Here is an 18,162-nt window from a genome sequence, read left to right as displayed (position 1 = left end):
AGCCGGCCTTGCCCTGTGCATCCAGGTAGCGCTCGGCATCCAGTGCGGCCATGCAGCCGAAGCCGGCGGAGGTGATGGCCTGCCGATAGTGCTGGTCGGCCACGTCACCCGCGGCGAACACGCCTTCCACCGAAGTCTGGGTGGCGTTGCCGCCCAGGCCCGAGCGGATTTCCAGGTAGCCGTTGTTCATCGCCAGCTGGCCGTCGAACAGGGTGGTGTTGGGGTGATGACCGATGGCCACGAAGAAGCCGTGCGCGTCGATGTCGCGGGTGCTGCCGTCCAGGGTGGACTTCACGCGCACACCGGTCACGCCGGCATCGTTGCCCAGCACTTCCTCGACCTGGTGGTGCCAGACGGTTTCGATCTTGCCGGCCGCGACCTTGGCGAACAGCTTGTCCTGCATGATCTTTTCCGCCTTGAGGGTGTCGCGGCGGTGGACCAGGTAGACCTTGCGGGCGATGTTGGACAGGTACAGGGCCTCTTCCACCGCAGTGTTGCCACCGCCGACCACGACCACGTCCTGGTCACGGTAGAAGAACCCGTCGCAGGTGGCGCAGGCGGACACGCCGCGGCCCTTGAAGGCCTCTTCGGTCGGGATGCCCAGGTACTTGGCGGTGGCGCCGGTGGCGATGATCAGGGCGTCACAGGTGTATTCGTGACTGTCGCCGATCAGCCGGAACGGACGCTGGGACAGGTCGGCGGTGTGGATGTGGTCGAAGATGACCTCGGTCTCGAAGCGCTCGGCGTGAGCCTGCATGCGCGCCATCAGGTCCGGGCCCATCAGGCCATGGGCGTCACCCGGCCAGTTGTCGACCTCGGTCGTGGTCATCAGCTGACCGCCCTGCTGCAGGCCGGTGATGACGACCGGCTTCAGGTTGGCGCGGGCGGCGTAGACCGCAGCGGTCCAGCCGGCCGGGCCGGAACCGAGGATGACAAGCCGTTGGTGGCGGGAGGGCAGGCTGGTGCTCATGTAAACTCGCGAAAAGGTAAGTGGGACAAGGCGCTGGCGATGTTTGCGCAGCATCCATGGCAGGTCATAGAGTGGCGGCTGGGGCAGGGCGATTCAAGCCGATGAACAGAACGCCGTCGCCCATCGACGGTTTCCGGCCCCGGAGGGCGCCTCGCAGCGTCGCATAACTGAAAACTGACGCCGTCTCATTTATTATCAATCACTAACAGCGCATTCCAAAGGTATGGTCTAAGGTGGCGAAGCAGGTCCCCGAACGCTCCAAGTCCGACGACAGCAAGGCGTCACGTCGCACGGCCGCGGCGGCGGCGACGACCGACAACCCCCGCCGCCAGCGCCTCTGGCGCGACCTGGGCCTGATCGCGATCGCGCCGGCCCTGCTGTACCTGGCGGCAAGTCTGTTCACCTACTCGGCGTCGGACCCCGGCTGGTCGCATACCGGCAGCGTGGTCGCGCCGGTACACAACATGGGCGGCCGCGCCGGTGCCTGGATCGCTGACGTGCTGCTGCAGTTGTTCGGCTACATCGCGTTCCTGCTGCCGGTGGTGCTCGGCGCACTGGCGTGGATCGCCATGTTCGGCCTCAAGCGGGAAAGCAAGGGCGAGAACGACCTCGATCCGGCCCTGCGCCTGGTCGGTCTGGTCGGCTTCCTGATCGCCGGTACCGGCTTCCTGCATGTGCGCCTGTTCAATGGTGATGTGTCCAGTGCGGGCGGCATCCTTGGCAAGCTGGTGGGCAACTCGCTCACCGTCGGGTTCGGAGCGCTGGGCGCGAACCTGTTCGTGCTGGTGCTGCTGCTGGCCTCGATCACCCTGGCCACCGGCCTGTCGTGGTTCACGGTGATGGAGAAGATCGGCCGTGGGGTGATGTCGCTGGCGCCGCTGCTGGAGCGCAAGAAGGAACAGGCGACCGAGTGGAAGCAGACCCGTGCCCTGCGCGAGGAGCGCCAGGAAGTCCGCAAGGCGGACGCCGAGGTGCGCGCCAAGCGCGAGCCGGTGAAGATCGAACCGCGCCCGGAACCGGTGATCGAGAAGAGCGACCGGGCCAAGCGTGACAACCAGATACCGATGTTCCGCGGCGTCAACGGCGATGGTTCGGACCTGCCGCCGCTGGCCCTGCTGGATGATCCCAAGCCACAGCCCAAGGGCTACGACGAGGAGACGCTGGAAACCCTGTCGCGGCAGATCGAGTTCAAGCTGAAGGATTTCCGCATCGACGCACAGGTGGTCGGCGCCTATCCGGGCCCGGTCATCACCCGCTTCGAGATCGAGCCGGCGCCGGGCATCAAGGTCAGCCAGATCAGCTCGCTGGACAAGGACATCGCCCGCGGCCTGTCGGTCAAGTCGGTGCGCGTGGTCGATGTGATTCCCGGCAAGTCGGTGATCGGCCTGGAGATTCCCAACGTCACCCGCGAGATGATCTTCCTGTCCGAGCTGCTGCGCTCGAAGGAGTACGACAAGGCCTCCAGCGTGCTGACCCTGGCGCTGGGCAAGGACATCGCCGGCCGCCCGACCGTGGCCGACCTGGCGCGCATGCCACACCTGCTGGTGGCCGGTACCACCGGCTCGGGCAAGTCCGTGGCCGTCAATGCGATGGTACTGAGCCTGCTGTACAAGGGCTCGCCGAAAGATCTGCGGATGCTGATGATCGACCCGAAGATGCTCGAACTGAGCGTCTACCAGGGCATCCCGCATCTGCTCGCGCCGGTGGTCACCGACATGAAGGAGGCCGCCAATGGCCTGCGCTGGTGCGTGGCGGAGATGGAGCGCCGCTACAAGCTGATGAGCGCGGTGGGCGTGCGCAACCTGGCCGGCTTCAACAAGAAGGTGAAGGACGCCGAGGACGCCGGCCAGCCGCTGATGGACCCGTTGTTCAAGCCGAACCCGGAACTGGGCGAAGCGCCGCGCCCGCTGGAGACGCTGCCGTTCATCGTCATCTTCATCGACGAATTCGCCGACATGATGATGATCGTCGGCAAGAAGGTCGAAGAACTGATCGCACGTCTGGCACAGAAGGCACGTGCAGCCGGCATCCATCTGATCCTGGCCACCCAGCGTCCGTCGGTGGATGTGATCACCGGCTTGATCAAGGCCAACATTCCCACCCGCATCGCGTTCCAGGTGAGCTCGAAGATCGACTCGCGCACCATTCTCGACCAGTCTGGCGCGGAGACGCTGCTGGGGCACGGCGACATGCTGTACCTGCCGCCGGGCACCGCCATGCCTGAGCGAGTGCACGGTGCGTTCGTCTCCGACGATGAAGTGCATCGCGTGGTCGAGCATCTCAAGGCGATGGGTCCGGCCGATTACATCGAGGGCGTGCTGGACGAGGTTCAGACCCTGGGGGACGGCGTGGTGGTGGGTGCCACCGGCCTGCCGGAAACCAGTGCCGGCGGCGACGAGTCGGATCCGCTGTATGACGAGGCACTGAGGGTGGTCACGGAGACCCGCCGCGCGTCGATTTCCGGCGTGCAGCGCCGGCTGAAGATTGGCTACAACCGTGCGGCGCGACTGATCGAGGCCATGGAAGCGGCCGGCGTTGTCAGTGCGCCCGAGCACAATGGCGACCGGACGGTGCTGGCACCGCCGCCGCCGAAGTAAGGCCCGACGTACCCCCACGACGTCCAAGGATCCGACGAATGCTTCATCCCGTACCACGCGCGCTGGCGCTGGCGCTGGCTGGCCTGATGGCCGCCAGCCCGGCCCTGGCGGAGACCGCCACCCCCGCGCCCGCTACGGCGCCGCCTTCCACCAGCGGCGATACCGAAGCCAGCAACAACTTCAGCATCGTCCGCTATCGCGCCGACTACCAGGTGCGGCCCGACGCAGGCAATGTGCAGACCGAGACCTACGAGGTCCTGCTCAAGACCAAGGCCTCGGTCGAGCAGTTCAGCCAGGTGCGGCTGAGCTACAGCGAGAAGATGGAGACGCTGGAGGTGCTCGACGCCTACACCATCACCGCCGATGGCCAGCGCCGTGACGTTCCGGCAGATCGCATCTACACCCAGGAAAGCTATTCCAGCGCCTCGGCAGCGATGTACGCCGACCGCAAGGTGCGGGTGATCGTGTTCCCGAACCTGGCGCCGGGCACGCGCCTGTATTACCAGGTGCGCCGCACCCAGGCCACGCCGTACTTCCCGGGCTACTTCGGCCTGTGGGAGACCTTCAATGTGTTCACCGAATACGAGGATGCCGAGGTGACGCTGAGCGCACCGGCCAACCTGCCGATGTTCGTCGACAGCCGCGGCGTGCAGGGCAGCGATCGCCCGGTGGTGAGGAACGGCCAGGCGCAGTGGCGCTGGCGCTACCAGCGCCGCGAGGCGATGCAGGCGCAGAACTGGTCGGCCGCCGGCTGGGAGTTCGGCCCGAACATCATGGCCAGCACCTATCGTGACTGGGCGCAGATGGGCCGGGCGTACCAGCTCAAGGCCGGTCCCGCCGCGCAGGTCACGGCGGAGATCCAGGCGCTGGCCGACCAGGTCACCGCAGGCATCGGCGACCGTCGCTCGCAGGCCGATGCGCTGTACCGCTGGGTCGCTCAGAACATCCGCTACGTCGCGGTGTACCTGGGCAATGGCGGGCTGGAGCCCAACAGCGCGCAGAGCATCCTCGACAACCACTATGGGGACTGCAAGGACCATGTGACCCTGCTGGAAGCCCTGCTGGCCGCCAAGGGAATTGCCAGTTCGCCGGTGCTGATCGGCGCCGGTGGCGGGCCGACGCTGCCGAAGATTCCGGTGCTGGGGCGCTTCAACCACGCCATCACCTACATTCCCGAGTTCGATCTGTACCTGGATTCGACCACCGCCTGGGCGCGCTTCGGCCAGTTGCCCGAGGGCGACCTGGGCGCGCCGGTGATGCGCACGGCCGACGCGAGCCTGGCACGCACGCCGGCCAATGGTCCGCAGCGCAACGCAACCTCGATGGAGGTGCGCTTCACGTTCGATGCCAACGGCAATCTGCGTGGCGAGACGATTCCGCAGCTGGGCGAGAATGCGGAGATCGGCATGCGCGCACAGTTCGCCCAGCTCAATGCGCAGAATCGGGCGCGCGCCGAGGAGTCGATCATGGCGGCGTCCGGTTTTGATGGCCGCGGCCAGCTGCAGCTGCAGGGCGTCCCGGTCGATCTGACCCGGCCGTTCGGCTACCGCATGGCCTTCCAGGCGGAAGACTACGTGGACTTCAGCGTGGCCGGGGGCATGGCGGTGCCGGATCCGCCAGGCGGCGAGTCGGTGCGCGGGCTGTACGCTACCGCGTCTGCACCGGCCAACGAGACGCCGTTCTACTGCAACGCGAGCCTGCGTGAAGAAACCTATCGCCTGCAGTTCCCGGCCAACGCGCCGATCATCGCCGTTCCGGCCAGCCAGCGTTTTGCCAATGCCGCGGGCGAGTACCGGGTGGACTGGATCCGGCAGGGCCAGGAGGTGATCGTCCACCATCGCCTGCAGCAGAATGCCGTGCGTGGACCGGAGGCACTGTGCCAGCCCCAGGACTACGCCGCGTTCCGCGCGCTGTATCGCGAAGTGCGCCGCGGCTTCCGCGGACAGGTCCTGTATGGAAGGCTGCCTGCGCCGGCCAACTGAATCGCCGGTGGACGAGCGGGGCGGCATAATGTCGCCCTGATCGCCCATTCATCTTTGCCCGGGCACACTGACATCCACCTTTCCTTGCGCCCGCGCCCACAGGATTCCCGCATGAACGTCCGCCTCCGCCGTATTCTTGCCGCCAGCACTCTCGCCATGGCCTGCGCCGCCGCGGGCAGCGCGTGGGCGGGTGCCCGCGATGACCTGAAGAACTTCACCAGCGGCCTGAAGGGCCTGGATGGCCAGTTCAGCCAGCAGGTGTTCGACAGCCGCGGCAAGGTCAAGGAGTCGACCAGCGGCCGCGTGGCCCTGTCGGCCCCGCGCCTGTTCCGCTGGGAGTACGTGCGGCCGCATGAACAGCTGATCGTGGCCGATGGCAAGAAGGTCTGGATGTACGAGCCGGACCTGGAGCAGGCCACCGTGCGCGAGCAGGGCAAGGAAGAGCAGAACAGCCCCTTGACCGCGCTGATCAACCCGGCGTTGCTGGAACAGCAGTACGACCTCAGCGAAGAGGCTGCGCAGCGCGATGGCCTGCAGTGGCTGTCGCTGTCGCCGAAGCGTGAGACCGAGGCCAGCTTCCAGTACGCGGCGCTGGGCTTCAACGCGCAGGGCCTGGCCAAGATGGAAATCACCGATGCGGTTGGCCAGCGTACCGTGATCAGCTTCAGTGGCTGGAAGCGCAACCCGACGTTCGCGGCCTCGACCTTCCGCTTCAGCCCGCCGGCCGGCACCGACGTCATCGGCAACTGATGCGTGACGCCGGGCATGGCCCGGCGCTACCGATGTGCGCATTTCGCCGATCCGCCGGGCATGGCCCGGCGCGACCGACGGGGGGCGCGGTACAATGAGCGGGTGCCAAGACAACGCTCCACTTCCTTCCCCGGCCCCGATCTGCTGAGTGTCGATCGGGATCATCTGCGCCCGCTCGCCGAGCGCATGCGTCCGCAGACCCTCGATGAAATGGTCGGGCAGAAGCGCCTGCTCGCTCCGGACAGCGCACTGCGCCGGGCGGTCGAGTCCGGTCGCGTGCATTCGATGATCCTGTGGGGCCCGCCGGGCTGTGGCAAGACCACGTTGTCGCTGCTGCTGGCCGAGTATTCCGATGCCGAGTTCCGCGCCATCTCCGCCGTGCTGTCCGGCCTGCCGGAGGTGCGCCAGGTCCTGGCAGAAGCGGCGCAGCGTTTCGCCGAAGGCCGGCGTACCGTGCTGTTCGTCGATGAGGTGCATCGCTTCAACAAGGCGCAGCAGGACGCGTTCCTGCCGCATATCGAGCGCGGCACCATCCTGTTCGTGGGTGCCACGACCGAGAACCCGTCCTTCGAGTTGAACTCGGCGTTGCTGTCACGCTGCCGTGTGCACGTGCTGGAGGCGGTCTCGCCCACCGACATCGTCGAGGCACTGCAGCGGGCGCTGGGCGATCGCGAGCGCGGCCTGGGCCAGGAGTCCATCGAGGTTGCGCCCGAGCTGCTGCTGGAGATCGCCACCGCTGCCGATGGCGACGTGCGCCGCGCATTGACCCTGCTGGAAATCGCCGCCGAACTGGCAGGGGGCGAGGGCGGGCACATCACCCCGCAGACGCTCACCCAGGTGCTGGCCGACCGCACCCGTCGTTTCGACAAGGGCGGCGAGCAGTTCTACGATCAGATCTCGGCGTTGCACAAGTCGGTGCGCAGTTCCAATCCCGATGCGGCGCTGTACTGGCTGACCCGCATGCTCGACGGCGGCTGCGATCCGTCGTACCTGGCGCGCCGGCTGACGCGCATGGCGATCGAGGACATCGGCCTGGCCGATCCGCGAGCACAGAGCATGGCGCTGGAAGCGTGGGACATCTACGAACGGCTGGGCAGCCCCGAAGGCGAGCTCGCGTTCGCCCAGCTGGTGCTGTACCTGGCCAGCACCGCCAAGTCGAATGCAGGCTACGCGGCGTTCAACCAGGCCAAGGCCGACGTGCGCCAGAGCGGTACCGAAGAGGTGCCGCTGCACCTGCGCAACGCGCCGACCAAGCTGATGAAGGAGCTGGGCTACGGTGCCGAGTACCAGTATGACCACGATGCGGAAGGCGGGATCGCGCTGGATCAGACCGGCTTCCCCGATGCGATGGGCGAGCGCGTGTACTACAACCCGGTGCCGCGCGGACTGGAGATCAAGCTGAAGGAAAAGCTCGACCGGTTGCGCGCCGAGCGCGAGGCGGCGCGGGCGGCGAAGCGGCGTTGATCGCCGTTATGCAACCAATCCGATTGTCGGGTCCACGCTGATTCGAGAGAATCCCCGGTTCACTTCTCAAGGATGACGTTCATGCAGGACATGACTCTGGCGTTGAAGCGGTACGCCCAGTTCGAGGGTCGGGCCAATCGCCGCGAATACTGGATGTTCCAGCTGTTCCTGTTTCTGGTGGCCACGGCGGTGTCGCTGCTGGCCGGCGTGCTGGCGATCATCCTGCGCTCCAGTCCGGACGCACTGAGCGCCATCCTGATCGGCATGATGGCGCTGCTGGGCCTGATGTGGCTGGCGACGATCGTGCCGCTGATCGCCGTCACCGTGCGCCGTCTGCATGACTGCAACCAGTCCGGCTGGCTCTATCTTCTCGCATTGGTGCCGATGGGCGGCCTGGTGATCCTGGTGTTCGCTCTGCTGCCGGGCACGCCGCAGGAAAACCCGTACGGCCCCGTGCCTGCGGGCCCTTGACGCGGCACCCGCCGGGCAGCGCCCGGTCCTGGGAATCGGCCCTCCCGCCTTGGCGGGAACGAGATGATGCGTCCCATGACGCCGCGGTATCGCGCGCGTGATACACAGTGTGACGTTTGATCGTTGTGATAATCATTCGCGTTTAAGGTAGACTGCGGTCCCTTGTGAAACAGCGGCCCAGGCCGCTGACGTCGCCCGCCGATGAAGCATTTCGTCCTGCCTCCGCACCGTGGTCCGCTGGCCCGCGGCCTTGCCGTCCTGATGATGGGTCTGCTCCTGGCTACCCCGTATGCGTACGCGCAGCAGCGCAATCCGCTGCAGAAAATCGGCCACACCGTGCTGGATGAGCCGGCCGCCAGCTATCGCTTCGAGCATTTCGTGATCGACAGTGCCGACACGCAGCGCCGCTGGCGGGTGAATCTGGCGATTCCGGTCCGCGCCTCCAGTGCACCTTCGCCGGTGTTGTACGCGCTGGACGGCAATGCGGTGGCGATGGTGCTCGACCAGCCGCTGCTGGCTGAACTTGCAGCACTCAAGGCGCCTCCGGTGCTGGTGCTGATCGGCTACGACAATGATCTGCGCATCGACTCGAAGGCGCGGACCCGCGACTACACGGCATGGATCGACCGCGCCGACGATGAGAGCGGCGCAACCCAGGCGGTCGGCGGCGGCGCTGCGGCGTTTCTTGATGTGATCGAGCGCCGCATCAAGCCCGAGGTGGAGCGTCGCGCGCGCGTCGACACCGGGCAGCAGGCGCTGTGGGGGCACTCGCTCGGTGGCCTGTTCGTGCTCAACGCGCTGTACACCCGGCCGGCCGCGTTCCAGGCCTATCTCGCCGCCAGTCCGTCACTGTGGTGGGCGCAGGGCGCGGCGCTGGGCGATCCCGAACAGCAGTTCGTGCAGAACGTGCACGGGCAACCGGCCAGGGTCTGGTTGATGCTGGGAGGCGCCGAGCGCGTCGGCGACCGCGGCAAGCGTGACCTGAACAACCCGCGGGTGGTCGCGCACCTGCGCCGCATCGGCGGCGCCACGCCTGACGCGGCGATGCAGTTGTCCGAGCGGCTGCGCCGGGTGCCGGGGCTGAGCGTGCAGTACCGCGAGTTTCCTGGCCTGGGCCATGGCCCGATGCTGCCGGCGTCCTTCCACGCGGCGCTGCATGAGCTGTACGGGGTGACCGATCGCAGTGCAGGCGATGGCGCCAGTGCAACGGATGGGCCGTCCAGCGAATGAATCCCTTCGCGCGGCGTGCCGTGCGACCCCACTACCCAGGCGAGGCTGCCCGCGTGCAGCGGCCCAGGCAACCGATGAATCCCGCGCCACGTGGCGCGGCCTACGTGTGCAAGGAGCCTGTCATGTCGTTCCGTTCCTCCCTTCGTCCTTCGCTTCGCTTCACCACTCTGGCCACCGGCCTGCTGCTGGCCGTCGCGGCCACCGCGCAGCCGGTATTCGATCAACCGGCCAACGCCACGTTCAAGGGCCAGGTGGTCTCGCGCGGCGACAATGTGGTGCCGGGCAGCACCGCCGATGTGGTCGGTCGCGGCTTCGTGCCGGGCCAGAAGGTCAGCCTGCTGCGCGGCGACAGCGTGTTGAACGCCCAGCCGGTGGTGGTTGATGCCGATGGCAACTTCAAGACCCAGCTGGCCATTCCCGCCGATGCCGTGCCGGGCACCCATCCGGTCGTGGTGCGGGCGAGCCAGCCGGCCGCCGCGACGGTGCTGAAGCTGCGCGTCTCGCCGCAGCTGCCGCTATCGGGCCAGGCGCAGTTCACCACCCAGTCCAACAAGCTGGTGCCGGGCCTGTACCAGTCCGCCTACAGCGCCGCCAGCAATGCGCTGTTCGTGACCTCCGCGGTCGGCCGGCCGCCGGTGACCCAGTCGCAGCTGCTGAAGATCGACCCGGCGTCGCTGAAGGTCAGCAAGGCGATCACTCCGGCGCAGGTGCCGGGCAGTACCAACGGCGCGGTCTATGCGGTGTACGGCGTGGGCGTGGATGATGCCAACGGCAACGTGTGGGTGACCAATACCCGTCAGAACAGCGTGGCCGTCTATCGCCAGAAGGATCTGTCGCTGGTGCACCAGTTCCCGGTCGATGCGGTGCCGCATGCGCGCGACGTGGTGATCGATGGTACCCGCGGCAAGGTGTTTGCCTCGGCCACCGGTGAGGATCACCTGTCGGTATTCGATGCGAAGACGTTCAAGGAGCTGCCCGCGGTGACGCTTGAATCGGGCGTGGATGACGGCAAGTTCACGCCGATGAGCCTGGTGCTGGACGAGAAGGGCGGCAAGCTGTTCACCGTCAGCATCGGCACGCCGGAGGCGGCGGTGATCGACGTGGCCAGCGGTGAGGTCGAGAAGGTGATCGATCTGGGCAACTCGATCAGCGCGTCGGGCGTGGCGTTCGACGCGGCGCGCAACCGGTTGTACGTGGCGTCGCAGGGCACCGACAACCTGCTGATCGTCGACGTCGCAGCCGGCAAGGTGCTGCACGATGTGCCGGTGGGCGCGGGTGCGCTGAACGTCGCCTTCGATGATGCATCCGGCCTGGCCTATGTCAGCAACCGTGGCGCCGGCACCGTGACCGTGGTCGACCGCGAGGGCAAGGTGGTCGCCAACCTCGACGGCGGCACTTTGCCGAACCACGTCCGTGCCGATGGCAAGGGCAACGTGTTTGCGGTGAACAAGTCGCGCGGCGCTGAAGACCCGAGGGGTGACCGCATCACCCGCATCACCCCGAAGCAGTAAGTCAGACGGCAGGGCGGCGCGCGCGTCGCCCTGCCAGCAAGGAGAACGTCCATGAACATCGTGCCCCGTCTGCGCCTGTGCGCACTTCCGTTGGCTGTTTCGCTGGCACTGGCTGCCTGTGGCGGCTCGTCGGCTCCCTCCGATGCCAAGAAGCCTTCCGAACCGCCGCCGGCGGCAATGGCGGCCGCCGCGGACACCGCGTTGCCGGCAGGCTGGAAACGCGTGGCCGGTGCCGAGATGCCGGCCGTGCATGACCAGAAGGCCGTGCTGCCGGCCAAGGTGCATTCCGATGACGGCGCCGATATCGCGGTGACCGACACCAGCCGGATCATCGCCGGTGGCGACGACGTCATCACGGTGATCGAGGCGCTGGGGCTGGGCAAGCAGGTATTTGCCGCCCCGACCAACACCACCACCGAGGCTGGCCGGGCTGCGCCGCACCAGTTCCTGTTCAACCGCACCACGGGTGTGGAGGGTGTGCTGAGCCTGCGGGGTTCGCTGTTCCTGGGCAACAGCCTGCGCCGCCACACCGAGCTGGCGAAGAAGCTGCGCGAGGTGGGGGAGCCGGCGGTGGTCATCGACGATCTGCAGCCGGCGCCGGACAAGGTGCGCAAGGTCGCCGCCGCACTCGGGCTGGCCGAAGCAGGGCAGACGCTTGCCACGCAGGTGCAGCGTCAGCTGGATGAGGCCGCAGCGATCGGCCGGGGCCTGGGCCATGCGCCGCGTGTGATCCATGTTTCGGCCACCGGTGCCGGTGGCGCACCGACCGTCGCGGGCGCCGACAGCGCATCGGCGCAACTGATTGCGCTGGCCGGCGGCGTCAACATCGGCACCGAAGCGGGAGTGAAGAACTACTCGCAGCTGAGCAATGAGGGCGTGGTCGCCGCGGCACCGGAGGTGATTCTGGTGACCGAGCACGACCTGCAGCTGTTCGGCGGTGCCGAGGGTCTGTGGAAGTCGTACCCGACGCTGAAGCAGACGCCGGCCGGGCAGGCCAACCGGGTCTGGGTGATGCCGGATGTGCAGCTCAAGTACACCAGCGTAGGTTCCGGGGCAGGCGCGCTGGCGCTGGCGCGGGCGCTGGCGGCGCTGCCGAAGGCATGAGTCCGGCGGACCGGCGCCGTCGTCGCGGGCGGACGATGTTGATGGTGGCGATGCTGGCACTGCTGGCCGCCGTTCTGGCCTCGTTCGCGGTCGGGCCACTGCGCTTGCCACCGCTGGAGGTGCTGCAGGCGCTGGCGGTGAAGATGGGGCTGCTCGATCCGCAGGCGGTGAGCAGCCGCGACCTGGCGGTGGTCTGGCAGCTGCGCATCCCGCGCGCCCTGTTGGGCGCGGTGGTGGGTGCATCGCTGGCGATGGCCGGTGCCAGCCTGCAGGGCCTGTTCGGCAATCCGTTGGCGGACCCGGGCATTGTCGGCGTCAGCCAGGGCGCCGCGCTGGGCGCGGTCGCCGCCATCGTGCTCGGTGCTGCAGGTGCGGCCGGCTGGTTGGTGCCGGTGGCCGCGTTTGCCGGCGGTGCGCTGGCGATCGGCCTGACCTACGCCCTTGCCCGGCCGGGCAAGGGCAGTGGCAATGCCACTCTGTTGCTGGTCGGCATCGCCATGGCGGCGTTCTGCTCGGCGCTGATCGGTTTCCTGACCTACATCGCCAGCGAGAGCGAACTGCAGTCGCTGGTGTTCTGGCAGATGGGTTCGCTGGCCCGCGCCAGCTGGAGTGATGTCGCCGCCGTGGTGCCGTTGTTCGCCATCGGCGTGTTCGCGCTGCAGCGCCTGGCAACGCCACTGGACATGCTGGCGCTGGGGGAACGCCAGGCCCAGCATCTGGGCCTGGACGTGGCACGGACCCGCCGCCGGCTGGTGGCGTTCAGTGCACTGCTGGTGGGTGCGGCCGTCGCGTTTGCCGGTTCGATCAGCTTCGTCGGCCTGGTGGTGCCACACGTGGCGCGCATGCTGGTGGGGCCGGGGCACCGCTGGTTGCTGCCTCTTTCCGGCCTGCTGGGGGCGCTGCTGATCGTGGTGGCCGATACGGCCGCGCGCACGCTCGACCCGCCGGCGGAGATTCCACTCGGTCTGTTCTCGGCTGCACTGGGTGCACCGTTCTTCCTCTGGCTGGTGCTGCAGCAGCGCCGCAAGGCAGCCCCATGACGGCCCTGCTTCATCTGCGCGACGTCGTGGTGCGACGCGGGCAGCGCGAGATCCTGCACGGCATCAACTTGGCGTTCGAGCCGGCGACGGTCACTGCCTTGGTGGGGCCCAACGGCGCTGGCAAATCGACGCTGCTGGCAGTCGCTGCAGGCGATCTGCGTGCCGATGCGGGTGAGGTGAGCCTGCTTGGCAGGCCGCTGGCCGGCTACAAGGCCGGTCCACTGGCGCGCGAGCGCGCGGTGATGCCGCAGGAGCACGGCGTGCGCTTCGCCTTCAGCGTGGAGGAGGTGGTTGCGATGGGGCGCCTGCCACACCCGCCCGATCCCGTACGCGATGGCACGCAGGTGGAGGCCGCGATCGACGCGACCGAACTGCAGGCGCTGCGCCTGCGCGAGGTGCAGCAGTTGTCCGGGGGCGAATCGGCCCGGACCACGTTCGCGCGCGTGCTGGCGCAGGATACGCCGCTGCTGCTGCTCGACGAGCCGACCGCTGCGCTGGATCTGCGCCATCAGGAGCGCACGCTGCGCAGCGTGCGTGCCTGTGCCGAGGCCGGGGCCTGTGTGATCGTGGTGCTGCACGACCTGAATCTGGCCGCCGGCCATGCCGACCGCATCGTGCTGCTGGAACAGGGCAGGGTGGCCGCCGATGGCTCACCCTCGGAGGTGTTGACCGTGGACACCCTGCAGCGGGTCTATCAGCAGGACGTGGTCGTACTGGAGCATCCGAAGCGCGGCGTGCCGCTGGTGGTGGTGACCTGATCCGGGCGGCGAAAGGAATCCTCATCGTTCCACTGGTGCGCGCAATCAGTGCTTGCGCGCCAGATTCACAGCTCTAGAATGCGCCCCATGAACCGGATGCCGCTCCTGAAGTTTTTCACCCTGACCCGCGCAAGCGCGGAACGGGCGTGTCTGCCTGGAGCTCGACGGGGCCGCTGAATCGGCCACCGTTGGACCATCCACAGAGCGCCCTCCGGGGCGCTCTTTTCGTTTCCGTAGTCCCTTTCATCCACCCGCTGCACCGCAAGGAGAACGTGCCATGCACCAGATCGCCGAGACCGAACGCTAGCCGCGCACCCTGTCGCCAACCGGGGTGCGCGGCCCCCGAAGTTGGCTTGCAGGAACCCATCACATGAACACCCAGATCCTTTCCCGTCGTCGCAACCTCGGCATCATTGCCCACATCGACGCCGGCAAGACCACGCTCACCGAACGACTGCTGTGGAAGAGCGGCGAGATCCACCGCGTCGGTGAGGTCCATGACGGCAACGCCACCACCGATTTCTCGGCGATCGAGCGCGAACGTGGCATCACCATCGGCGCAGCAGCCGTGCAGGCGCAGTGGGCGCCGCGCGATCTGCCGCCGCATCGGCTGACCCTGATCGACACCCCGGGCCACATCGATTTCGCCATTGAAGTCGAGCGTTCGCTGCGGGTGCTCGACGGTGCCGTTGCGGTGTTCTCTGCCGTGGATGGCGTGCAGCCGCAGTCGGAAACGGTGTGGCGCCAGGCGCGCCGGCACCGGGTGCCGTTGATCGCCTTCGTCAACAAGATGGATCGCGTCGGCGCCTCGTTCGAGCGCGTGCTGGAGCAGCTGCAGGACAAGCTGCAGGCGCGGCCGTGGGCGCTGGGTGTGCCGCTGGGCAGCGAAAGCGACTTCAGCGGCTGGGTCGATCTGGTGGATGAGCGCGTGCTGCAGTGGCGCGACGGCGGCGTGGTGACCATCACGCCGTGGGATGACGCTGCACGCAGCCAGTGGCAACCGCGGCGCGACGCGCTGGTGGAGGCCGTGGCCGACCATGATGAGGGTCTGGCCGATGCGTGGCTGGAAGGCCGGGTGATCGATGCGGAGCTGCTGCGCGCGGCACTCCGGCGGGCGACGCTGGCCGGTGCGGGCGTGCCGGTACTTGCGGGTGCGGCGTTCAAGGACAAGGGCATCGAGACGCTGCTGGATGCGGTGGTCGATTACCTGCCTTCGCCGCTGGATCGGCCTGCCGTCACTGCCGAAGGCGAGGCCGGCGACGTGCTGCTGCCGCCGGATCCGGAGGGTCCGCTGGCGGGCCTGCTGTTCAAGATCACCCATCAGCAGCACGGTGCGCTGAGCTTCGTGAGGTTGTATTCGGGGACGCTGAAGGCAGGCGACGCTGTGGCCAGCTCGCAGCATCCGCAGGGTCGGCGTGTGAGCCGTCTGGTGCGGGTGCAGGCGGACCAGACCCATGACATCGAGCAGGCCGTGGCCGGTGACATCGTCGCGGTGCTGGGCTGGAAGGATGCAGTCAGCGGTGAAACGCTGAGCGCACGCGACCAGCCGCTGCGCCTGGAGAGCATCCAGGCACAGGCACCGGTGCTGGCGTGGCGCCTGGAACCTGCGCGCGCAGCAGACCTGATCCGCATGGCGCAGGGGCTGGCCAGCCTCGCCCAGGAGGATCCATCATTCCGCGTGGAAACTGATCGCGAGAGCGGCGAAACGCTGGTATGGGGCATGGGCGAACTGCACCTGGAGGTGATGGTCGAGCGCCTGCGCAGCGAATGGAAGGTCGATGTCGGCATCGGTTCGCCGCGCGTTGCCTACCAGGAAATGCCGTTGCGTGCGGTCTCCGGCGTGGTCGGCAGGGTCGTCAAGCAGAGCGGTGGCCAGGGCCAGTTCGCCCATGTGGTGCTGGACGTGGCGCCGCGTGAGGACGACCAGGTGGTGTTCAACGATCGCATCGTCGGAGGCGTGATCCCCCGTGGTTTCATCGCAGCGGTGGAGAAGGGTGCGCGTGCGGCGCTGTCGGAAGGACCGCATGGGCATCCGGTCGTGGGCATCGAAGTGACCCTGGTGGACGGCCAGACCCATGCCAAGGATTCCTCGGACATGGCGTTCCACCGGGCCGGCAGTGAGGCCGTCAGGGCCGCGCTGGCCAGTGCCGGCACGCAGGTGCTGGAGCCGGTGATGGCGGTAACGGTGCATTCGCCCTCGGCGTCGGTGGGCGACGTGGTCGGCGACCTCAACCGTCGCCACGGTCGCGTCGCGCGCATCGAGGACCAGGAGGGCCGTGCCGAAGTGAGCGGCTTTGCACCGCTGGCGCAACTGGTGGGCTACACCACTGCGTTGCGCTCGCTCAGCCAGGGGCGCGCCAGCAGTGAAGCGCACCTGCACGGTTACGAGCCGGTACGCGCTGCCTGAAGTGTGCAAGGGGCCCGTTCGCGGGCCCCTCTTGCTGCTGGCGAGCGGCGGCAGGGCGCATTGCAGTGCAACAAAAGTGTAGAAAAAGCTGGATTAAAGTGATGCCTCACGATAAATTGCGCACCCGTCGTTGCTTGCCGCTGTCTGCCCCCACTCATGCGTGATGACAAAGACCCCGGAACCCTGGAGCTGACCCTGCCGCGCAAGCGCGGTCGTCCGCCCAAATTCGGGTACGCGATGAGCGATGCGCAGCGCGCCGCGCGTTACCGCGCACGCAGGTCGGGCCAGGCCAACCACGCCGATGTGCGCTCCTGCAGTGACATGGTCCTGCTGGACAAGATCCGCGCCGCGGTCAGTGCGCGCGACACCGAACTGGCGGGCTTCCTTGTCCACGTCCTGTGGCAGCGCTATCCGCTGCAGCTGAAATAAGTCAGTGCCGGGGTGGTGGTCGTCACCCGGCTTGTTGATAATGCGGGATTCAGGTTGTTCCCGCTGGCGCGCCCGGGATGGCAGGCGCGCATGACGAAACGGTTCCTACGATGACCACCAGCGACACCACCACCGAAGCGGCGCAGGCCGGCACCCCCCTGTTCTACACCCGTCCGGTGCCGCTGCAGGCTGATGTGCACGCCGACCTGCGCATCCTGCCGGGCAAGCTTGATTTCGCCGCCGGCAACAACGCCATTCCGCTGGTGCTCGGCGAGTTCTCGCTGGCACTGCATCATTTCCCGATCCTGTTCGCCGGCCCGGGCGCCGTTCCGATGGCCGCCGTCGGCGTGACCAACGAGAACCTGTTCATCAAGGACGGGCTGTGGGAAGACGAGGCCTACATTCCGGCCTATCTGCGTCGCCACCCCTTCATCTTCATCGACACCGGCGCGGACAATGATTTCCTGCTCGGCATCGATGAAGCGAGCCCGCGCGTGGTCAAGGGAGGCGAGGAAGGCCAGGCGCTGTTCGCCGACGGCAAGGCCACCGACATGGTGCAGCAGGCGCTGGAGTTCTGCGGGCAGTACACCCGCGAGCACGAACAGACCCAGGCCTTCTCCAAGGCGCTCATCGAAAAGGGGCTGCTGGTCGAGCGCAATGCGACCGTACGCGCTCCGAACGGTCAGGAGTTCAACCTCAACGGCTTCCAGGTGGTCGACGTCGAGAAGTTCGTCGCGCTGCCCGAGGAAACCGTGATCGAATGGCACCGCAGCGGCTGGCTGGCCCTGATCCACCAGCACCTGATGTCGCTGGGCCGCTTCAACGACCTGACCCGTCGCCAGGTCGAACGCCTGGCAGCCTGAGCGGGCTGAAGGGCCGGGCTCCCGCGCAGCGGGGCCCGGTCCGTGCGGGACGTCAGCGCAGTGACTGCGGCACGCGCCGCAGCTCGCGGGTGTCATATCCCATCGCGGCGATGCGTTTCACCGCCTGCGCATAGTCCTCCGCAGAGACCTGCGGGGTGCGGGCCATGTACCACACGTAGTCGCGCTTGCTGCGCGCAACGATGGTCTGCTGGTAGTCGCTATCGATCCAGGAAATGACGTACTCGGCCTGAATGGGCCATACGAACTGCATGCCCCAGATGGCGCCGTTGCCTTCCTTCTCGACCCTGCCGATCGGGTGCATCGATCGCTGTGGTGCGTCGAAACTGCCCTTGCGATACGTGAAGGTGGTCTGGATGCGGCCGTCCGGCCGCGGCGCGTAGCTTTCAATGGCGTCAAACGCTTCGCGTTCCGGCCAGGAAGGGATATGGGCGATGACGTACCAGTCGCCCATGAAGCGGGGAACGTCGACCGCCTGCGGTCGCGGCAGAGGGCGCAGGTCACTTGAACTGCAGCCGGTGCCGAACAGGGCGATCGCCAGGAACGAGAGCAGCGGAAGGGGGCGCAT

Annotated in this window: 15 protein-coding genes; 13 read left to right on the top strand and 2 right to left on the bottom strand. The window is 67.5% G+C overall.

All coding sequences use genetic code 11. The features are described 5' to 3' along the window. Nucleotides 1-970 (bottom strand): thioredoxin-disulfide reductase (gene trxB, locus N7367_RS01130; protein WP_053517948.1); only part of this gene is annotated, 970 nt, incomplete at its 3' end. 233 nt (nucleotides 971-1,203) lie between these two features. Between trxB and N7367_RS01125 the strand changes: the two genes are divergently transcribed. From N7367_RS01125 to N7367_RS01065, 13 genes are all read left to right on the top strand, one after another. Then, nucleotides 1,204-3,567, top strand: coding sequence for a DNA translocase FtsK (locus N7367_RS01125; RefSeq protein WP_053517949.1), 2,364 nt, complete (start codon nucleotides 1,204-1,206; stop codon nucleotides 3,565-3,567). A gap of 38 nt (nucleotides 3,568-3,605) precedes the next feature. Then, a complete protein-coding gene (locus N7367_RS01120) occupies nucleotides 3,606-5,549 on the top strand; it encodes a DUF3857 domain-containing protein (RefSeq protein ID WP_279941538.1) in 1,944 nt (647 codons plus the stop codon). Between the two features lie 111 nt (nucleotides 5,550-5,660). Beyond that, a complete protein-coding gene (gene lolA / locus N7367_RS01115; protein ID WP_279941537.1) occupies nucleotides 5,661-6,299 on the top strand; it encodes an outer membrane lipoprotein chaperone LolA in 639 nt (212 codons plus the stop codon). A gap of 186 nt (nucleotides 6,300-6,485) precedes the next feature. Continuing rightward, a complete protein-coding gene (locus tag N7367_RS01110) occupies nucleotides 6,486-7,763 on the top strand; it encodes a replication-associated recombination protein A (protein ID WP_227255445.1) in 1,278 nt (425 codons plus the stop codon). 81 nt (nucleotides 7,764-7,844) lie between these two features. Next, nucleotides 7,845-8,234, top strand: coding sequence for a DUF805 domain-containing protein (locus tag N7367_RS01105; protein ID WP_279941536.1), 390 nt, complete (start codon nucleotides 7,845-7,847; stop codon nucleotides 8,232-8,234). Between the two features lie 201 nt (nucleotides 8,235-8,435). Further along, nucleotides 8,436-9,464: an alpha/beta hydrolase-fold protein gene (locus tag N7367_RS01100; RefSeq protein WP_065182201.1), complete on the top strand. Its 1,029-nt coding sequence runs from the start codon at nucleotides 8,436-8,438 to the stop codon at nucleotides 9,462-9,464. A 122-nt stretch (nucleotides 9,465-9,586) separates the two neighbouring features. Then, the gene (locus tag N7367_RS01095; protein ID WP_279941535.1) at nucleotides 9,587-10,975 is read left to right on the top strand and encodes an ATP-binding protein; all 1,389 of its coding nucleotides are present in this window, start codon (nucleotides 9,587-9,589) and stop codon (nucleotides 10,973-10,975) included. Between the two features lie 51 nt (nucleotides 10,976-11,026). Continuing rightward, a complete protein-coding gene (locus tag N7367_RS01090; protein WP_279941534.1) occupies nucleotides 11,027-12,079 on the top strand; it encodes an ABC transporter substrate-binding protein in 1,053 nt (350 codons plus the stop codon). After that, on the top strand, nucleotides 12,076-13,119 hold the full coding sequence (locus N7367_RS01085) for an iron ABC transporter permease (RefSeq protein WP_074898874.1): 1,044 nt from the start codon (nucleotides 12,076-12,078) through the stop codon (nucleotides 13,117-13,119). Before N7367_RS01090 ends, N7367_RS01085 begins: the two co-directional genes overlap by 4 nt. Further along, nucleotides 13,116-13,877: a heme ABC transporter ATP-binding protein gene (locus N7367_RS01080; RefSeq protein WP_279941533.1), complete on the top strand. Its 762-nt coding sequence runs from the start codon at nucleotides 13,116-13,118 to the stop codon at nucleotides 13,875-13,877. The genes N7367_RS01085 and N7367_RS01080 overlap by 4 nt, the downstream gene beginning before the upstream one ends. A 370-nt stretch (nucleotides 13,878-14,247) precedes the next feature. Continuing rightward, complete coding sequence (fusA, locus tag N7367_RS01075; protein WP_279941532.1) at nucleotides 14,248-16,284, top strand: elongation factor G; 2,037 nt, start codon at nucleotides 14,248-14,250, stop codon at nucleotides 16,282-16,284. Nucleotides 16,285-16,440: 156 nt separating this feature from the next. Beyond that, nucleotides 16,441-16,713, top strand: a complete 273-nt coding sequence (locus tag N7367_RS01070; protein WP_019659661.1) for a hypothetical protein — start codon at nucleotides 16,441-16,443, stop codon at nucleotides 16,711-16,713. A 110-nt stretch (nucleotides 16,714-16,823) separates the two neighbouring features. Beyond that, nucleotides 16,824-17,576, top strand: coding sequence for a SapC family protein (locus tag N7367_RS01065; protein WP_111186989.1), 753 nt, complete (start codon nucleotides 16,824-16,826; stop codon nucleotides 17,574-17,576). Between the two features lie 52 nt (nucleotides 17,577-17,628). Here N7367_RS01065 and N7367_RS01060 read toward each other — a convergent pair whose 3' ends face one another. After that, complete coding sequence (locus N7367_RS01060; RefSeq protein WP_128988595.1) at nucleotides 17,629-18,162, bottom strand: lipocalin family protein; 534 nt, start codon at nucleotides 18,160-18,162, stop codon at nucleotides 17,629-17,631.

The organism is Stenotrophomonas sp. GD04145 (assembly GCF_029835135.1).
GTDB classification, from domain to species: Bacteria; Pseudomonadota; Gammaproteobacteria; order Xanthomonadales; family Xanthomonadaceae; genus Stenotrophomonas; species Stenotrophomonas maltophilia_P.
Note: the sequence above shows the minus strand (reverse complement) of the source record. Positions and strands in the feature narration are given on the sequence as shown.